The organism is Photorhabdus khanii NC19 (assembly GCF_000517265.1).
GTDB classification, from domain to species: Bacteria; Pseudomonadota; Gammaproteobacteria; order Enterobacterales; family Enterobacteriaceae; genus Photorhabdus; species Photorhabdus khanii.
This window is the reverse complement of record NZ_AYSJ01000002.1, coordinates 75,731-94,818: the sequence shown is the minus strand read 5'-3', so window position 1 is coordinate 94,818 and position 19,088 is coordinate 75,731. Positions and strand designations below refer to the sequence as shown.

Here is a 19,088-nt window from a genome sequence, read left to right as displayed (position 1 = left end):
GAAAAATGGGGGTGACTTTGCCGTCGCGGTCGCACGTCTTGTGTTACTTATCGACTTTCTTTCGCTAACTTACTGAATGTGTTGATTTAAACAATGTTGTTAAGTGGGGCTGGGTGAGATAAGCTTAATCCACTCTTTAGCGTTGGACGTATTACGTCTAGTCGGGTGATTAGCCAGACTCTAACTTATTGAACGTATTTAGGGTTGCGAAAGTGTCGCAACCCTCACTCGTTCCTCCTTCGGGTTGCGACACTTTCGCTTCCTCTAGTAAAGAGTTGAGCCCGGCAGAATACATTCTACCGGGCTTTTTTACAGGTAACATTATGTCGGTAATCAATAGGTTAGCTACCTCGTTACACCAGAACGAACTGGAAGTAAGAGCGTATCTGGAAAATGCGTCGGGTAAGTATAAAGTCTACAGGATTCCCAAACGCACCACGGGATTCCGGATCATTGCGCAACCTGCCAAGATGCTAAAAGAGTATCAACGCGCCTTTCTCCAACTCTACCGTTTTCCAATTCATGATTGCGCAATGGCCTATCAGAAAGGCAAAAGCATCCGTGACAACGCGTTGATGCATGCACACAATCCTTACCTACTTAAAACAGATCTGGAAGACTTTTTTAATTCAATCACGCCAGATATCTTCTGGCAATGCGTTGAGCAGACTTCTGTTAATGTGTCACTGTTTCTACCGGAGGACAGGCGCTATGTGGATCAAATTCTCTTCTGGAAACCTACAAAACGCAGTACACGGCTGATACTAAGCGTTGGCGCGCCTTCTTCCCCAATTATCTCGAATTTTTGCCTTCATGAATTCGACCAGCTCATACACGAAATCTGCCGGAATTTGGACATTGTCTACACACGTTATGCAGATGATCTGACATTTTCATGTAACGTCCGGGATGTGCTTGGCTCTCTTCCTTCCATGATCGAAACGTTGTTAAATAAGCTTTTCAAGAAAAAGTTAAGGCTTAATCGTGGAAAAACCATTTTCTCCTCTATGGCACATAACCGCCATGTTACGGGCGTCACTCTGAATAACGAAGGCAAACTTTCCTTAGGCCGTGAACGCAAGAGGTTCATCAAGCATCTCATTAACCAGTATCGATACGGGTTGATAGATGAATCTGACAAGGCCTATCTTGTTGGTCTACTGGCTTTTGCGAGCCATATTGAGCCTGAGTTTATCATCAGAATGAACAATAAATACTCGACCGAACTGATGGATCGTTTAAGGAGACAACAGTGACAAAGCAACTGGAACGTAAAGCCAAAGGTGGGAGTTTACTCTCCGCCTTCGAGCTTTATCAGCGAGAGAAAAATGAAGATCCTCATGGTCTAAATGATAAAGCCGAAGAATGGTTCGAGTTTTGCTGGAATTATCTGCAAAAACCAGCACACAACAGTCTCGGTATATATCATCCTGAAAATCCGTTTTGCCTACGTTCAATGTCATTTACGGATTTCCGCCGGTTTCCACAGCTTGATATCAACTTTGAAGAAGACCTGACCATTATCATCGGCAATAACGGACAGGGTAAAACTAGTATTCTTTATGCGATTGCCAAGACGCTAAGCTGGTTCACAGCGAATATCCTCAAAGAAGACAGCAGCGGGCAAAGGCTTAACGAGCACTCGGATATTAGGAACGATTCAGATAACAATTTCTCGGATATCAGTTCTAATTTCTTTTTTGGAAAAGGGCTTAAGAACATTTCCATTAGACTTTCGCGCTCAACTCTGGGCGCAGCTGAGCGTAGAGAGAGCATCATCAAACCTGCTAAGGAGGTTGCTGATATCTGGCGGGTTATCAATGAGAGCAGAATGGTTAACCTCCCTATTTTTGCACTCTACTCTGTTGAACGATCGCACCCTTTCAGCAAGCCAGCAAAAGATAGTATTGAAAAACGAGAAGATCGTTTCGATGCATACAATCACGCCTTGACCGGCGCTGGACGCTTCGATCATTTTGTTGAATGGTTCATCTATCTTCACAAAAGAACCGAGGCTCAAGGAACATCAGCAATCGAACTGCTTGAAGAGCAAGTTAATAACCTGAAGCAGTCAGTGGAAAATGGGCTGACTTCCATGGTGCCACTCCTGGAAGAGACACAAAAAAAACTGCTTACGGCTCAGATGAGAAAAGTAACCCTCCAATCAGTTAACATGCTGACTGAGACGGCCCAAATGGATATTGTGTCCCGAGCCATTACCACGGTTGTCCCCAGTATAAGCCGCATCTGGGTTGAGACCGCATCGGGTACGGATATTATCAAAGTTACCAACGATCTTCAGGATGTCACCATTGAACAGCTATCCGATGGACAGAGAGTGTTTCTGGCGCTGGTAGCGGATCTCGCGCGACGCATGATTATGCTTAATCCATTGTTAAAAAACCCACTTGAAGGCAGGGGTATCGTTCTAATTGATGAGATTGAGCTGCACCTTCATCCAAAATGGCAGCAAGAAGTTATCACCATTTTGCGCACCGTATTCCCTAATATTCAGTTTGTCATCACCACTCATAGCCCAATAGTGTTATCAACTACTGAGACCCGTTGCATTCGAGAGTTTAGGGAAAACAGTGAAAGTGGAGAACTGTTTCTGGACTCCCCTCCAATACAGACCAAGGGTAGTGAAAATTCTGAAATTCTTGAGCAAGTTATGGGGGTTTTTTCGACTCCACCGAATATTGCAGAATCTTACCTTGTCAGTAACTTTGAGAAATCACTTATTGGTGAGAAGGACGCTCTGAGTGCCGAATCACTCAGCCTTTACAATAAAATCGTTTCACATTTTGGCCAGCACAGTTCTGAACTGAAAAAAGCAGACAGCCTAATACGCCTTCACCGCATGAAAAACAAAATTAGCAAAGCCAAACGCGAGAAGGATAATTAGGGATGAAGTCACTCAATCGCAGCGTAGGCCCGACACATTTACATCAGTTCAGGGCAGGACGCGACCCGTGGATGTCTGTTGATCAAAACAATATCTGGCCACAACTGTTGGAAATGCAAGGTGAGTTTTGTGCCTATTGCGAGTGCAGCCTCAATCGGAAGCACATTGAACACTTCAGGCCCAGGGGAAAATTCCCCGCATTAACCTTTGAATGGGGCAATCTATTTGGATCTTGTGGCGACAGTTCAAAAACAGGGGGCTGGCAGCGTTGCGGGATATTTAAAGATAATGGTGCAGGGAATTACAATCCGGATCACCTCATCAAACCAGATGACGACAATCCTGACGATTATCTTTTATTCCTGACAACTGGACAGGTGGTTCCAGCTAAAGTGCTCTCCGGACCAAAACTATTAAAAGCACAAGAAACTATCCGAGTCTTTAACCTCAACGGAGATCCTTCTCTACTCGGCAGCAGAAAAAAAGCGTTAAACTGCATTATGGAAGAAGTAATGCTACTTCACGAGTCTTATGAAGATCTTGGGGATGAACTATGGCGTGAAATGCGTAACGCGGAAATTCAAGCTACTGGCAATAAAGAATTCAGCACTGCATTAAAACACGCATGGCTTCATAACAGTGAGTATTAAATACAGTACGATCGAAATTATTAACTGGTTGATTAATAACATCATTATTAGCTTTTCGATGCCTAATCAGACTGGTGGATTTTATGTACATCAGCGAAACCGAAGGGGTGGGATATACGCCCCTTTTCATTCGTAGATTACTGAATGAAAAAAAACCCAGTCTGCTCTTAAGGTTACTAACCTCCACTAAATAGCTGTGCATACAGCATCTGTAGCAGGCCAGGCTCCAGCGACCTCTACTTCTACTCGCTCCTCGTCAATACTCACCAGCTTATTGACAAGAACTAGGTCACCAGAGACAGGCTGATACCGCTCTCCTGCTGAATTAAGCTCATATTTTGACAAGCACTTACTCCGCCCAAACAAGTTCACTACGTTGTTTTCTTGCTCTCTTTGATAGCTATTAACCCGATCCTCCCAGACCTCAAGCGCTTTGCGCTTTTCAGTCAGGTAATCATAACGATCATAATGTTTCGAGCTGACGTCGTTCAAAGCGTGATTCTGAATACGGTCGCGGATCTCTTTACTGATCCCTGCCTCCCCCATCAGCGTTTTACAGGTGCGACGTAAATCTCGTGCCGTGAAAACTTTAAACTCAGGATTAAAGGCCCGGAAATACATGATGGAACGCGCCAGACTATCGGTGCGTACCGGTCGCTCGCCGTTGGTCGAGAGTGGGAAGATATAGGAACTACCACTTTCCTTGGTCAGCTCTTTCACTGAGGCTAATTCCCGTAATGCCGATTCAGTTAGCGGAATCAAATGCTCGTGCTTATTTTTCGATACATCGGCAATGACCAGCAGCGTCTTTTGCTGCCAGTCAATCACACTCCACTGGCTGGCGATCATTGCAAACGGACGCTGTCCACCAACGTAAGTGCAAAAACGGATTAAGTGCTGCATCAAAGGACCCACTCCAGTTGCCTCAGAGAAATGCTCCATGACAAAACGCAGCTCCTCCAGTGTTAACCAAGTATCGCCGACTTTTTCCGCCGCTGATTGCTTCGGGATGGCCGATACCGGGTTAACTTCAAGACCGAACGTAATACCCACGCTGGTATTCATCGGATCGTTATCGGCTTTCAGACCGTAGTTAAATGCCGCCATCAGGTAGGAACGAATCCGATTCGCATGGACCACCGCATCACGCTGGATAATGCCTGAGAGGATGGTTTTGATCTGCAGAGGCGTCACATCCTTCGCTTTGGTTTCGCGAGGAATAACGGTGTAGCACTCTCTCTCCATGCGCTTCAATACATCAGCCCAGGTCCGCTTGTTGTCGAGCTTCATTTTGTTAACGTAGCCATGCACCAGTTCTTCAAACGATCCCTGAGAACGATGGAGCTGCATAATGTGCTGCTCAGCCAGGCGCTGCTGCTCAAGCTCTTGCTGAGGATCTTTTCCTTCAACAAGCCAGGCACCGTACTTTTTCGCCAGCTCGTTGGCCGTAACCAGTTTCATCTCAGGCCAGATACCCAACTGAATGAATTTCTCTTTCTTTCCTTTCTCAACGTAGTAACGGAAATAAAAAACCTTGCTGCCTGAAGGCTGAACCTTAACGCCAAGCCTGCCGGTACCGCGTTGAGCACTATTGCTCCACACGTAGTACACCGTGCTTTTTGTCTTCAATCCACGTATAGCAGTCTCGGTAAGATTAGCGGCCATAAATCTACCTTTATAAGGATGAGCGTTACCTGACCCGACGCCTATTTCGGGTCAGGTAACGGGTCAGGTAAGGATGATACAATGAGGATATCAGGCAACCAAACAGAAACAAAATTAACATCATAACTTATTGATTATAGACAATTAAAAACACAAACAGAGCCAATACCGAACAATCCAAAACATGCCAATTTCATGACTCATAATCGCTTGGTCACTGGTTCAAGTCCAGTAGGGGCCACCAGATTTTTGCTGTGAAATCAATGCATTAGGCCAATCTATGACGAGTGGCTTTTTTGTTTCTAGTAGTCAGTGGCGACAAAATGGCGGCAGAAATTTTCTTAACAGATTTACTATTCAATCCAAAAAGCAAACAAGCTGCTTGTTAAAGTTTCTGTGCGATAACGCTATAGACCGACACATAGTTTTTCACCAACGCGATCGAAAAATTTTCAGCCATCACACGCAGCTCCTCCAAAGTACCACTCACACCTTCCGGAAAGTTCCGCTCGATATTAGCCTTGATATCCAGAAACCAATGCACTGTATCAATATTGGACGGCAACACCCTCATATCCTTGATAGTGAAACCACTTCTCTCCAGCACTTGTCTGAAATAAGCAGGTGTTTTGCGATTACTACAGGCAAGGCGATCGATGATGTCGGGAATATCCGATTTATAGCTATCCAGTTCCACATTATAGAGGTTGTCAGAAATAATCACCCGGCCACCAACCCGTACACGTTTGAACAGCGCGTTCATGGCTTTTTCATACAATGAGTTAGGAAAATGTGAAATAACACCACGGATAATCACCAAGTCATAAAGTTCCTGTGGGTCAGGCAACAGATCAATATCCTGCGCATTACACAGGTACAGATTAATACGCTCGGCCAACCCATGTTCTGCGTGAAACTTGGCACAATACCTCAACTGTTGATCGCTGATATTCACTCCGTCCAAGCACGCGCACTCAGGAAAATATTCAGCCAGATATTTCAAGATATAGCCCCAGCCACAACCGATATCCAGTATTCGCCGAACCGCTGGCCGCTCGATTCTTGTCTCCAAACCAGCCAACAGCAGTTGACGATCAAAATAACGAATACCTGATTCACCCAACGAAATGGGTGGCTTTGAGGCAGGATCATCATAAATACCAGACTGGAATAACAGCGTATCGCCAATCGCTTTACGCCAGCGTTCAGGATCTTCGCAATAAGCCTGTACCACTTTGTTTTCGTAGTCGTTGGTATTTTCCCCCCGAATGATGTGATAAGGAGGAGCAGACTCAACACCAGTGTAAAACACACTATTAAAACTACTCATGAGGTTTTCCTTGTTAAATGGTTTTAAAAGGTGCCGCAACCTTATTTTTCAGGATTTGCAGCATATTGGTAAATTTCAATGAGGCATTCATATCTAATAATTCAATTCTGTGATTATCGATAAATTACATTACCATCAGAGCTGCCTTTGCCAATCTTTAATATCTTGATTCGAAAGGCTATTAATGATTTCTTTAAACCAAACTGTATATTCCCCAGGGGCCTTATTAATAAATTTCCTCAATTTCAGTGGATTAACCCATTTGTAATCGGATACCTCGCCAATATTAATTATTGGTTCTTTATCAAATTGCCCGATAAAAACATGATCGTATTCGTATTCAATTAAAGTATTAGGAAGTGTGGCATGATAAATAAATGACAACATTTTTTTCAATGGACAATCAAAGCCCATCTCCTCACCAAGACGCCGATGTGCTGCGGTATCCAATACTTCGCCAACCCGAGGATGGCCACAACAGCTATTGGTCCAAAGCCCGGACGAATGATATTTTGTTTCTGCCCGCTTTTGCAGTAGTACATTTCCTTTTTTATTAAAAATAAATATAGAAAAGGCCCGGTGTAACATACCTTTTTGGTGAACATCCATTTTTCCCGCTGAACCAATGGAATTGTCATATTTATCAACAAGAATAAGCATCTCATCCATTATTAATGACCTTTCTGTGAAGTAAGATAAAACATAAATATTAATCAATCATAAAATCGAAATACATACCCTGTAAGTGTCAAATTAATTTCATATTAAAATGATATAAATAATAAAACATGAAATCATCCAGCCATCTCATTATGATGTTAATAACAAACACCAAATAATTAACATTAATTTTTCTAATAATTAAACTAATTCCAAAACGAACATATCCAATATGATTTATTTACAACCAATACTAACCTGCTAAATTTGTTACAGAGCACGTATCAGATCATAACCACTCCTTCCATATTCTTTAACATACTTTCACAACTAAAAAGCGTCGCAGAAGACTAAACAAATACCAAACAAGAAAAATATTATTAATTGCTAAAAATTTATTAAAAAATCATTGTTTTTTTATCTTAAAAAAACACAAAGAGACATCTGTTGAAGTACCGTTTAATACCAAAGGAGTATACTCAGGGAGTTTAAACCATCTTCCCTCCTGTGTTTTTTAGAACTAGATTAAAGAAATGAAATATATGTATCAACCCGCTAGCTCAGGCATTCGACTGTTCACAGATTTAGTCGGAAAAAAAATCAGCCCCAGTCCCCACTGGTATTCTGCACAGAATCGCACTAAGTTTGCTTTGCGTAGCGCTCTGATGCCAATATCGACGCTAAAACTATTAAACCAGATAGTTAATACACCGTTTTATCTGGATATCTTGAAGAAACAACCTTGTTTGCCTTCTAAACTACATCGCCCTTATCTGAGTATTAACTTCAACAAAGGGCAAACGTTGCGCGCAATAAATGAACATTATCAGTTGTTATTTACCGGGCTAAATAAGTCTATTATTAATAAAATATTTTGTTCCAATGCATATCCATTAGCGGTTATCAATGGTAAGAGTGAAACTTATACTATTTTTGTAGATTCCATGGACTGTTTTAACAAAGAGGGTGAGCTTACCTTATTTATTGGGACAGAAGATAATAAAACTCTGGCAAGATGTGCCTTTACACTGCTGACGATTGCCGGCAAAAAAACACTATTTATTGGTGGGCTACAAGGTTCTAAAGAAGATACGACCCTTGAAATTATCCGTAATGCCACGAAAGATTGTTATGGATTATTTCCAAAACGTTTACTGCTTGAATCTGTTTGCCGTTTTGCTGCCCATTTTGGTTGTCAGCAAATTCTGGCTGCCAGCAATGATACACACATCTATAAAAGCCTGCGCTATTGGCATAAAAAGAAAGACAAATTAGTTGCTGATTACGATTCTTTCTGGGAATCATTAGGTGGAGCAAGGGGAAAAAATAAAGATTTCCATCTGCCATTAGCCATTGCAAGAAAATCTCTTGAAGATATCGCCAGTAAGAAGCGAGCTGAATATCGTCGCCGTTATCAATTACTGGATGAACTGGATAATGGAATACGGGATTCTCTGCCTTCAAATTAAATCAGGATTCAGAATCAGGCCACCACTCAGTGTGGTATAGCCTGATCTTAAAATGGCTTCTATCTTGGTTTAATCATTTGCCATTCAAGATGGCTTTTAACCGCAGACCATTCACAATTGATAATGCTATAAACACAAGTATCCCTGACACTACCATCTTTAGATAAAGTATGACTCCGCAAAACTCCATCAAGTTTCGCACCCAGCCGTTCTATCGCTTTGCGGCTCTGATGATTAAGAAAATGAGTACGAAATTCTACGGCGATGCAACCCAATTCCTCAAAAGCATATTTTAATAGCAGATACTTCGCTTCTGTATTGATATGTGTCCGCTGGACATAACGCGCATACCAGGTAGAACCGATTTCCATCCGGCGGGCATGAGAATCAATATTCATATAAGTAGTCATTCCAACTGCTTTGCCTGTCCGGTGGTCAACAACAGCAAAAGGCAGCATGGTGCCTCTCTCATACAAAAATAAACGGCGATCAATCTCTTTACTCAGATCAGCCGGTGAAGGAATGTTGGTGTACCACAATCTATGTAGCTCACCCTCTTCAATTGCCCGTACAAATTCATCATGCCGCTGGTGCGTCAAAGGTTCAAGAATAACCCCTTTCCCTTCCAGAGTTACCCATTCAGTCATCTGTTTTTTCATAATACTCGTTGGCGTTAATAAATAAGTTAAGAATAGAAGACACTATCCTATCCTCCCACCCCCTTTGCTTATCAACTTTATGACTGAGAGAGATTTTATGATACACATCACATTCGTTTAACATTTTTTTCCCAATTAACCTTATTCCGTCTAGATTTGAACCACCATCTCATCCGACCACCTGATGTTTTTACCTCATGGTTTCGGACACAATAACAATAATCTGGTTATGATTGACAAACACCCGACGGAGATTGCAATGAGCCACTATCCTCACCTATTCACCCCGTTAAACCTGGGGTTCACCACACTGAAAAACCGCATTCTGATGGGATCAATGCACACCGGATTAGAGGAACATCCCGATCGCGCCCAGAGACTTGCCCGCTTTTATGCTGAACGGGCAGCCGGAGGCGTAGCATTGATTGTCACAGGTGGTATTTCCCCAAATAAACAAGGTGTTATAGGAAAAGGCACAGCATTTCTGGTAGATGAAAAAGACCTTATCCATCATAAAGTTATTACAGCTGCGGTTCATCAGGCTGGTGGAAAAATTGCAATGCAAATCCTGCATACCGGCCGCTACAGCTATCAGCCGAATCTTGTCGCCCCTACTGCCATTCAGGCACCGATTAACCCATTTGTACCCCGTGAAATGACAGAAGAAGACATTCAACAAACCATTGCTGACTTCGCTCACTGTGCACAACTGGCACAACAAGCAGGTTATGACGGTGTGGAAATCATGGGTTCTGAGGGTTATCTGATTAACCAATTTCTGACTACCCGTACCAACCACCGCCAGGATCAATGGGGTGGAAGTTTTGAAAATCGAACTCGCTTTGCCGTGGAGATTGTCAAAGCGGTCCGCCAGGCAACCGGACAGGAATTTATTCTGATTTACCGGCTTTCAATGCTGGATTTAGTCGAAGAGGGTTCTAATTGGCAGGAAATCGAACAATTAGCCGTCGCCATTGAACAAGCAGGAGCATCTATTATCAATACGGGTATCGGCTGGCATGAGGCACGAATTCCAACTATTGCGACTATGGTTCCCCGCGCCGGATTTAGTTGGGTAACGCAAAAGCTGATGGGGAAAGTTTCAATCCCATTGATCACAACAAACAGGATTAATGATCCAGAAATTGCAGAGCAAACGCTGGCACAAGGTTGTGCGGATATGGTTTCCATGGCGCGGCCTTTTCTGGCGGACGAGGCATTTGTTATAAAAGCCCAACAAGGACGGGCTGATGAGATTAACACCTGTATTGGCTGTAATCAGGCATGCCTGGATCAGATTTTTGTCGGTGAAATAGCCTCCTGCTTGGTTAATCCCCGCGCCTGTCACGAAACAGAAATGGCAGCCGAACCTATTACCCTGCCTAAAAAACTGGCAGTTGTCGGTGCAGGGCCTGCTGGATTGTCATTTGCAGTGACTGCCGCCAGCCGTGGTCATCACGTCACTCTGTTTGAACGTCATGGGCAGATTGGTGGACAATTCAATATTGCCAAACAGATCCCCGGCAAAGAAGAATTCCATGAGACATTACGTTATTTTCAGCGCCAGTTAGAAATCCATCATGTTGATGTACGGTTGAACCAGACCGCAACGATAGAAATACTCTCCGATTTCGATGAAGTGATCATCGCCAGTGGCATTGTGCCCCGCCAACTCACTATTGATGGTATTCATCACGAAAAAGTACTGAGCTACTTAGATGTACTCAGGGATAAGAAGAATGTCGGTCAACGTGTGGCTATCATTGGCGCGGGTGGAATTGGCTTCGATGCCGCAGAATATCTGAGTCAGCCAGAAAAAAGCACCAGCCTTGATTGTACCGCTTTCAGTGAAGAATGGGGCATTGACCAGAATCTGATACATCGTGGTGGCTTATCTCCGGAAGGCCCAAAACCGGAACCCTCCTCCCGAAAAATTTATCTGTTACAACGTAAACCGACCAAAGTGGGTGAAGGATTAGGCAAAACAACAGGTTGGGTACACAGAACCAGTCTGCATATGCGTGGCGTGAAAATGCTTAACAATATGCAATATCTGAAAATAGATGATCAGGGATTACATATCAGCTGTAATGAAGAACAGAGCTGTCTTGCCGTAGATAACGTCGTTATTTGTGCCGGACAAGAACCACTGAGAGAATTGTATCAGCCGTTACAACAAGCAGGAAAAACTGTACATCTTATTGGTGGAGCCGATATTGCGGCTGAATTGGATGCCAGACGCGCTATCAATCAAGGCACCCGGTTAGGGCTTAAGATCTGATAATAAATAATGGCAGTCACAAGCAAACCGTAAAGATGCATAAACACTTAAACCGCGCCATTCCTGGCGCGGATGTTTTATTCTTCTTACCTATTACTACCTTTTTAACTTCAACTGTAAAACTTCAGTCAATCAATTACGCCGAGTTAGCTGATCCGATGCCAGACGGTCATCCTCAGCCTGACAAACAGCGGCGGTGAACAATACATCGGTAGAAGAATTCAAGCTGGTTTCTGCCGAATCCTGCAATACACCGATAACCAAACCGACTGCCACAACCTGCATAGCAATTTCATTGGAAATACCGAACATACTACAGGCCAAAGGGATCAACAGTAAGGAACCGCCCGCGATACCAGAAGAACCACAGGCACAAATGGCAGAAACCACGCTTAACAATAATGCCGTAGGCAGGTCAACAGGTATCCCAAGCGTATTTACCGCAGCCAGAGTCAATACCGGGACAGTCACCGCAGCCCCCTCCATATTGATCGTTGCCCCCAACGGGATGGAAACCGAATAAGTATCTTCATGCAGATTCATACGGCGGCACATAGCCATATTCACCGGAATATTCGCAGCCGAACTGCGGGTGAAAAATGCCGTCACGCCACTTTCACGCAAGCAAGCAAATACCAGTGGATAAGGGTTACGACGAATTTTCCAGTAAACGATCAGCGGGTTTACAACGAATGCGATAACCAGCATACAACCCAATAACACAACCAGCAGTTGGGCATATCCCAGCAAAGTATTAAAACCGGTTTCTGCGATAGTTGAAGACACCAGGCCGAAGATACCAACAGGTGCACAACGGATGACTACCCGAACAACCTGAGTAACCGCTTCAGACATATCATGAATCAGAGATTTAGTTGAATCTTTCGCGTGACGCAGTACGATACCCAAACCAATCGCCCAGGCAAGAATACCGACATAATTACCATTCAGTAACGCATTCACCGGATTATCGACAACATTAATCAATATCCCTTTCATTACCTCCATAATGTTTTCAGGAGGAGACATCTGAGCATTATTTACAACCAGCACCAGTTGTGACGGAAACATAGAGCTACCGACCACGGCAACTAAAGCGGCGGAAAAAGTACCCAGAATATAGAGAACAAGAATTGGACGTATATTGGTTTTCTGGCCTTCTTTATGGTTAGCAATAGAAGACATAACCAGAACCCATACCAATACCGGGGCTATCGCTTTCAAGGCACCAACGAACAACGTCCCAAGCAAGCTGACTGACTTAGCAGCCGAAGGTGCCAACCACGCTAATAGTATCCCTGCAATTAAACCTACCAAAATCTGTTTAACCAGGCTCCCTTGTGCAATGTAATGCACGAAACCACGCTTTTGTTTTTCCATAACTGACCCATTTTATTAACAATTCTGCTGAACCTGTATTTTCTGTGTTTGCTGCCTCAGTATAGGGAAACCAAGAATGGTGGAAAGCAGAAACAGTTAAAATATACAACCTTGTCAGCACTTATTAACAATACATTCACATTTATGTGATCAAAATGGCAATTTACACATTTACAAAGCACAATTATTTGTTTTTATGTTTAACCATTTTTCAGTAAGTTAAGACCAGAAAAAACCCTATATTCCTGTTCAGGAAAATAGGGTTATCTGTTAAAAAATAGTTACCTGATTACTGGATCTCTTTAGCTTTATACTTATTTACCCAAACATTAATAATCATTGTTATTGTCAAAATACTTGCAATAGTTCCCAGAGAAACGCCCATAGGAATATGATAAACATCCATTAACAGCATCTTAATACCGATAAATATCAGAATGACTGACAAACCATATTTCAGCATTGTGAATTTCTCTGCTACACCTGCCAGCAGGAAATACATTGCACGTAATCCTAAGATCGCGAAAAGGTTAGAAGTCAGAACAATAAAAGGATCTGTCGTTACTGCAAAAATAGCAGGAATGCTGTCTACAGCAAAAATAACGTCGCTGATTTCAACCATAATCAAAACCAGGATCAATGGCGTCGCATATAACAAACCCTTTTCTTTAATAAAAAAATGTTCTCCGTGCAGATTATCCGTCATACGAATATGCGATCTTAACCAACGAACAAAAGGTTTATCACCTACCGGAGCATTATCCTCTTTTGCCAACGCCATCTTAACGCCGGTAACCAGCAGAAAGAGTCCAAACAGATAGAGTATCCAACTGAATTGAGAAACCAGCCAGCTCCCTGCAAAGATCATCACTGTACGCAGCACAATTGCGCCGAAGACACCGTAAATGAGCACCCGGCGTTGCAAATTTGCCGGAATGGCAAAATAACTGAACAACATCAGCCAGACAAACACGTTATCAACAGCAAGTGCTTTTTCAAGCAAATAACCCGTAAGAAAAGCCATTGCCTGACTATTAGCAACAGCTTCCCCCACCGTTTCTCTGAAATACCACCATAATCCTAAAGCAAATAAGAGCGACAAACTTACCCAAATTACGCTCCAGACAGCGGCTTGACGAAATGACATTACCTGCTCTTTCTTACACCCTTGTAAGAATAGATCCAGCAACAGCATAATCGTCATTAAAATGGCGAAACTTCCCCATAAGACAGGACTACCCACTGAGTTCATTTTCTTTCTCTATATAAACAAAAACGGCTGAAGTCTCAGAAGACGCCAGCCGTTGCTATATTTCTTCCCCACGTAATGGAGATGGATGTATTGCAAGCAACCCTCGCCTTCTGGCAAGGTCTCACTTACAACACAGAAAATGTACCACCAGGTATCAGTTCAAGGTTGCCCGGCTACCGGATGCTATTGCATCGTAATGACGATAAACCGGCAAGGAAGTTACTCCCCTTTGCTGCGATGAAAAGTAAATCAAATTCACGCAAGAATCAATCTACCACGGCAAAAATATTGACTCATAGGCAGTAGCCAATAAACCGCAAATAAAACAGTGAAAAAATAGCGACTAATTTAAATTAAAAATCCAATAAACTAATCTCATCAGACAAGTTTATTATTCTATTTCAATCAATGTTCAATTGATCGCCAAAATTTTCTGTTTAGTCACTCTTGATTTTGTTACAGTGTCGCAGGCCATGCCATTTGCCTCTTTCAACAGATTGAAAAGGCGTTATAACCGGCCAAATAACTACAACAGGATACAGTTTAATCAGTTTAGCCCCATGCTTTCAGGATGAACAAACAAAGGCATTTTAGGAACACCTGATGGAAATAGTAAAAGAACTTATATATGCACTTTGGCACCAGGATTATGAAACTCTGGCCAATCCATCCCTACTATGGGCCATTTATATCATGCTATTCTTGATCCTCTTCCTTGAAAATGGCCTGCTTCCTGCGGCATTTTTACCTGGAGACAGTTTGCTTATATTGGTTGGAGTATTAATTGCCAAAGGTGCAATGAGTTTCCCTGTAACGCTTGTTATATTAACCACCGGAGCAAGCTTAGGTTGCTGGGTCGGTTATCTACAGGGGAAATGGTTAGGAAATACCAGAATAGTACAAGGTTGGCTCTCTCACTTACCGGCTCATTATCACCAAAGAGCTTACAGTCTTTTTCACCGCCACGGCCTGTCCGCTTTACTTATCGGCCGCTTCCTCGCATTCATAAGAACCCTGCTGCCAACACTTGCAGGCCTGACGGGTCTGCAAAATAGTCGTTTCCAGTTTTTTAACTGGCTCAGTGGCTTCTTGTGGGTCGTTATCCTGACCTCTCTGGGCTATGCGCTCGGTAAAACCCCCATTTTCCGTCAGTATGAAGATCTGGTAATGAATTTCCTGATATTGCTGCCACTTGCTTTACTAATTATTGGTTTTAGCGGCAGTTTGTTAGTTGTATTACGTAAAAAAACTTGCCAATCCCCTCAAAAAAAGTAGTTTACTCTGAAAAATTCTTAAATCCTCCTCTGCCGCAAACAAAAGTATCGTTTGCGGCAGAACAGTGAAATAACGCTAATGTTTTTCATTCACCTTCTAAAATATAAGCTATATTTAAGGATAGTCTTTTCCAGCCTCTGGAAAATCGACTGACTAAGTCAAATATACACACCTACATAAGGAGTATTTACATGGTACATAACAAAACTGCTGAAGACTTGCGCATTGAATTAAAATCCCTCTCGAAAACACTAGAGGAAGTGATCAAAAATTCCGGTGATAAATCCGATACCGAACTGGAAAAAATCCGCAGCAAAGTAGAAAGCCTGCTCGAAGAAACTCGCATGAAACTTGGCACTGTCAGTGATAAAGTCGTTATGCAAACTAAAGAGATGGCTCGTCATGTTGATGATTACGTTCACGACAAACCGTGGACAAGTATCGGCATCGGTGCAGTAGCAGCTGTCGTATTAGGTGTATTATTGGCTAAACGCTAATATGAACCACCCATCCAAATCTCAAGGCCCCGGTAAAGGGGTCCTTGATTCTCTTCAACGCATTGCCACCATCATTATCGGGATGGTAGAAACCCGCTTACAACTGATCGTTGTAGAACTGGAAAAGGAGAAAGCAACCCTGATACAACTGATATTAATGGTCGGTCTGACATTACTGTTTACCGCTTTTGGTCTGATGTGTTTGCTTGTTCTGGTTTTTTGGGCTGTTGATCCAGCCTGGCGTCTTACTGCATTAGCTATCACTACAGGTACTTTACTGACCCTGGCGCTCATTGGCCTGATATGGACCATCAAGAAATCCCGTAATTCAACATTACTCAACGCAACCCGCGAGCAATTAAAGGTTGATAGAGAGATGCTGGAGGATCACAGTAATGAGTAAACAGAGCCAAAAAAGAAAACTGAAAAAACAGCAGTTGCTCAAAAATATCCAGTTACAACGACTGATACTTTCTAATGATACTCAACACTGGCGAAATATCACCGAGCCTTATGACAAAGGCTGGCAAAAGCTTTTTTCACTAAAACCTTATCTGCTACTCGGAGCCAGCACCATTTCTTCATATGGCCTTCGTCACCCAGTGAAATTCTATCGTTGGACCCGCCGAGTCATTGGTAAATTGAAGGTACTGAAAAGGAAGAAGTAATAATTCTTAATAATACATTTCATTGATTATCAACCATATTATTTATGTTCAAAAAATTTGTATAAAATTGTTAATAATCCTTGCTTACAACTAAGCTCTTCTCTCTTTAGTATACATTCCATTCGATAATGATTAGCAAATTGTGCTATCTCAAGTTAGTACCGACTAATCATCACTACTTTACCTGTATCCCTGGAGTTGTTAATGAAAAAATTTGAAGATAGAACCTTGCTATTAGCCCGTATTTTAATGTCAATCCTGTTTATCGTTGCAGGTTATGGAAAATTAGGCGATGCCTATGTTGACACTCAACAATATATGGAAGCGATGAGGGTTCCTGGCTTTTTATTACCGCTGACTATCTTACTTGAACTGGGTGGCGGCCTAGCCGTTCTGTTCGGTTTCTTGACCCGTACAACAGCACTATTTACTTTTGGTTTCTGTATTCTGACTGCCTTGCTTTTCCACAGCAATTTTGCTGAAGGCATGAACCAGACTATATTCCTAAAAAACCTGACTATCGGCGGTGGCTACCTGTTACTGGCTATCATCGGTCCAGGTAAATTCAGTATTGACCGCTTGATGAATAAAAACTGGTAATATATTGCTGTTGCTATTCTGAATCTAAGAAATAACAGTTTTAGGTAAAGAGTAAAACCATCAAACTCCCACTTTTCTCAACTATATTATCAGATAACGATCTCATATTAAGTTTCAAGATAAATAGCTAGCCGGAAAATCTAATAGATTTTTCGGTTTGCTTTATTTAATCAATAGAGCCAATTCTTATTAAATATTAAAACATGCCAGCTTCGATAAAATATTATATATTTCCCAAAGCATTAATGACAACAATAAAAAACGCAATCAACTCATATAATAGAAAATATATTTTCATAAAAATTCATCACCAATAACCTTATACATTTCCCACCCTTTAATATAACCAGATAAAAACTTTATTTTCCTTATAATTAACGGTCTATAAGCAGTTTAAAAACCGAATTACCACAATACAACAAATTGATTTAATTTAAAAAACAACCACACCCCCCATTAAAATGGAATGATCATTAACCGTAATAATACAAATTTTTCATTATTAAACCTTATAATCACTCTTTACCTTTAATTATCAAACTCTCTATTTAATCTACTTGTCTTAATAAATACCATCTCATTACTACATTTAATTCCACATCACCTATAAAACCATGGATAATCTACTTTAGATTCCTAAATGTAGAGTATGGAAATAAACCAGCCAAATTACCATTCAATCGCACTACATTATTAACTTATCCGTAAGTTAAAAAATCAACACCGAGAATAACAGGTTCTTATAACTACTATATTTAAAATACCCCATATCATACTAATAATAAAATAATGTCATTCTGGCCTGACAAGAATATTCTCACAGTAGATAATAAAGCCGGAAGATCTTGGCGAATTTTTCCGGCTTTTTCATCTATCTTAGCGGTTAGCAAATAATTTAGGGATTTCCCGCAAACACCAAGATTTAGCTTCCCCCATACTGTCTCGTCGCCATGCCATAATGACATTTGTCTCGTGGCTGTATTCAGAGCTAATCACCCGTAAACGACCCGCCGTAATATCTTGCTCCACCATAGGATAAGGCATAGTGGCAACCCCTAACCCGGCCAAAAGAGCCCGACGTTTCTCTTCTAGCGAACTCACCGTTAAACGTTGTTGCTTATCTAATAACTGAACCGTCAATACCGGGCGCTCCCTTGCTGTATCCGCCACAGCAATACCACGGTACTTCACCCTCGTAACATCAGACAAAGGCTCCGGTTCTTGATGAATAGGATGATCAGGGCTGGCGACATAAACATTGGTAATGCTGTAAAGCTGACGTGAATTCACTTCTGCCGATGCACGGAAATGCATATCTGGCGCAATAACAATATCCGCCCGTCCAGTTTCCAACCGCTCCCATGCACCAGCCAAGACCTCAGTCAATAAAGAGAGCTGAGTATTCGATTTCTGAACAAGTTTACCCACCAATGGGAACAATGAAGAAGCAGGGACCAATGCCTCACAAACGATTGTCAGGTGAGTTTCCCAGCCACGCGCTAATGCCTCTGCGTCGGCGGTTAATTTATCCGCAGCTTCAAGCAATTGACGTCCACGCTCAAGCAACATACGGCCAACATTGGTGAATTTGGTTCTGTGACCCGAACGGTCAAACAGCACCACATCCAGCTCCTCTTCCAGTTTTTGCATCGTATAGCTAAGTGCAGAAGGAACACGGCCAAGCTCATCAGCTGCCGCAGCAAAACTTCCCCGCCGGTCAATCGCATCCATGACCCGTAGAGATTCCAGTGTAAGCGCTCGTTCTTTGCTCATATTTTTCTCAATCAGGAAATTTGA

17 protein-coding genes and 1 pseudogene are annotated in these 19,088 nt (G+C 42.3%); 11 read left to right on the top strand and 7 right to left on the bottom strand.

Annotated elements, in window-relative coordinates; all coding sequences use genetic code 11:
• The first annotated feature begins 323 nt into the window (after positions 1 to 323).
• From PTE_RS00460 to ptuB, 3 genes are read left to right on the top strand one after another with little or no spacing between them, the layout of a single operon-like run.
• Positions 324 to 1,256: a retron St85 family RNA-directed DNA polymerase gene (locus PTE_RS00460; protein WP_036842180.1), complete on the top strand. Its 933-nt coding sequence runs from the start codon at positions 324 to 326 to the stop codon at positions 1,254 to 1,256.
• The gene (gene ptuA / locus PTE_RS00455; RefSeq protein WP_036842179.1) at positions 1,253 to 2,905 is read left to right on the top strand and encodes a retron Ec78 anti-phage system effector ATPase PtuA; all 1,653 of its coding nucleotides are present in this window, start codon (positions 1,253 to 1,255) and stop codon (positions 2,903 to 2,905) included. Before PTE_RS00460 ends, ptuA begins: the two co-directional genes overlap by 4 nt.
• 2 nt (positions 2,906 to 2,907) lie before the next feature.
• Complete coding sequence (ptuB, locus tag PTE_RS00450; protein ID WP_036842178.1) at positions 2,908 to 3,555, top strand: retron Ec78 anti-phage system effector HNH endonuclease PtuB; 648 nt, start codon at positions 2,908 to 2,910, stop codon at positions 3,553 to 3,555.
• 354 nt (positions 3,556 to 3,909) lie between these two features.
• On the opposite strand, the pseudogene PTE_RS00445 reads toward ptuB, so the two are convergent.
• The 3 genes and pseudogenes from PTE_RS00445 to idi all read right to left on the bottom strand — a co-directional run.
• A pseudogene (locus PTE_RS00445) lies at positions 3,910 to 5,220 on the bottom strand (tyrosine-type recombinase/integrase); the annotation flags it as partial.
• 385 nt (positions 5,221 to 5,605) lie between these two features.
• Complete coding sequence (locus PTE_RS00440; RefSeq protein ID WP_036842177.1) at positions 5,606 to 6,550, bottom strand: SAM-dependent methyltransferase; 945 nt, start codon at positions 6,548 to 6,550, stop codon at positions 5,606 to 5,608.
• 135 nt (positions 6,551 to 6,685) lie between these two features.
• Positions 6,686 to 7,219, bottom strand: coding sequence for an isopentenyl-diphosphate Delta-isomerase (gene idi / locus PTE_RS00435; protein ID WP_036842170.1), 534 nt, complete (start codon positions 7,217 to 7,219; stop codon positions 6,686 to 6,688).
• 533 nt (positions 7,220 to 7,752) lie between these two features.
• On the opposite strand from idi, the gene PTE_RS00430 reads away from it, so the two are divergent.
• Complete coding sequence (locus PTE_RS00430) at positions 7,753 to 8,679, top strand: VirK/YbjX family protein (RefSeq protein WP_241826083.1); 927 nt, start codon at positions 7,753 to 7,755, stop codon at positions 8,677 to 8,679.
• A 59-nt stretch (positions 8,680 to 8,738) separates the two neighbouring features.
• Here PTE_RS00430 and PTE_RS00425 read toward each other — a convergent pair whose 3' ends face one another.
• Positions 8,739 to 9,338 carry a GNAT family N-acetyltransferase gene (locus PTE_RS00425; RefSeq protein WP_036842168.1) on the bottom strand — a complete coding sequence of 200 codons (600 nt, stop codon included), beginning with the start codon at positions 9,336 to 9,338 and terminating at the stop codon, positions 8,739 to 8,741.
• A 259-nt stretch (positions 9,339 to 9,597) separates the two neighbouring features.
• Between PTE_RS00425 and PTE_RS00420 the strand changes: the two genes are divergently transcribed.
• Positions 9,598 to 11,619 carry an NADPH-dependent 2,4-dienoyl-CoA reductase gene (locus PTE_RS00420; RefSeq protein WP_036842167.1) on the top strand — a complete coding sequence of 674 codons (2,022 nt, stop codon included), beginning with the start codon at positions 9,598 to 9,600 and terminating at the stop codon, positions 11,617 to 11,619.
• Between the two features lie 132 nt (positions 11,620 to 11,751).
• On the opposite strand, the gene sstT is transcribed toward PTE_RS00420, so the two are convergent.
• Together sstT and PTE_RS00410 are read right to left on the bottom strand one after the other, a co-directional pair.
• Positions 11,752 to 12,999 (bottom strand): serine/threonine transporter SstT, encoded by a 1,248-nt coding sequence (sstT, locus tag PTE_RS00415; protein ID WP_036842165.1) that lies wholly within the window; start codon positions 12,997 to 12,999, stop codon positions 11,752 to 11,754.
• 289 nt (positions 13,000 to 13,288) lie between these two features.
• On the bottom strand, positions 13,289 to 14,251 hold the full coding sequence (locus tag PTE_RS00410; protein ID WP_036842163.1) for a TerC family protein: 963 nt from the start codon (positions 14,249 to 14,251) through the stop codon (positions 13,289 to 13,291).
• 90 nt (positions 14,252 to 14,341) lie between these two features.
• On the opposite strand from PTE_RS00410, the gene PTE_RS25385 reads away from it, so the two are divergent.
• The 6 genes from PTE_RS25385 to PTE_RS00385 all read left to right on the top strand — a co-directional run bounded on the left by PTE_RS25385 (position 14,342) and on the right by PTE_RS00385 (position 17,291).
• Positions 14,342 to 14,557, top strand: coding sequence for a hypothetical protein (locus tag PTE_RS25385; protein WP_131601370.1), 216 nt, complete (start codon positions 14,342 to 14,344; stop codon positions 14,555 to 14,557).
• Positions 14,558 to 14,854: 297 nt separating this feature from the next.
• Positions 14,855 to 15,526 carry a DedA family protein gene (locus PTE_RS00405; protein WP_036842162.1) on the top strand — a complete coding sequence of 224 codons (672 nt, stop codon included), beginning with the start codon at positions 14,855 to 14,857 and terminating at the stop codon, positions 15,524 to 15,526.
• A 191-nt stretch (positions 15,527 to 15,717) separates the two neighbouring features.
• Positions 15,718 to 16,023, top strand: a complete 306-nt coding sequence (locus PTE_RS00400) for an ElaB/YgaM/YqjD family protein (protein WP_036842161.1) — start codon at positions 15,718 to 15,720, stop codon at positions 16,021 to 16,023.
• A 1-nt stretch (position 16,024) separates the two neighbouring features.
• Entirely contained in the window at positions 16,025 to 16,426 is a 402-nt protein-coding gene (locus PTE_RS00395) for a phage holin family protein (RefSeq protein WP_036842160.1), read from the top strand.
• On the top strand, positions 16,419 to 16,691 hold the full coding sequence (locus PTE_RS00390; protein WP_036842158.1) for a YqjK-like family protein: 273 nt from the start codon (positions 16,419 to 16,421) through the stop codon (positions 16,689 to 16,691). The genes PTE_RS00395 and PTE_RS00390 overlap by 8 nt, the downstream gene beginning before the upstream one ends.
• A gap of 204 nt (positions 16,692 to 16,895) precedes the next feature.
• On the top strand, positions 16,896 to 17,291 hold the full coding sequence (locus PTE_RS00385; RefSeq protein ID WP_036842156.1) for a DoxX family protein: 396 nt from the start codon (positions 16,896 to 16,898) through the stop codon (positions 17,289 to 17,291).
• Positions 17,292 to 18,167: 876 nt separating this feature from the next.
• Here PTE_RS00385 and PTE_RS00380 read toward each other — a convergent pair.
• Entirely contained in the window at positions 18,168 to 19,064 is an 897-nt protein-coding gene (locus PTE_RS00380; RefSeq protein WP_036842154.1) for a LysR family transcriptional regulator, read from the bottom strand.
• Positions 19,065 to 19,088: the final 24 nt, after the last annotated feature.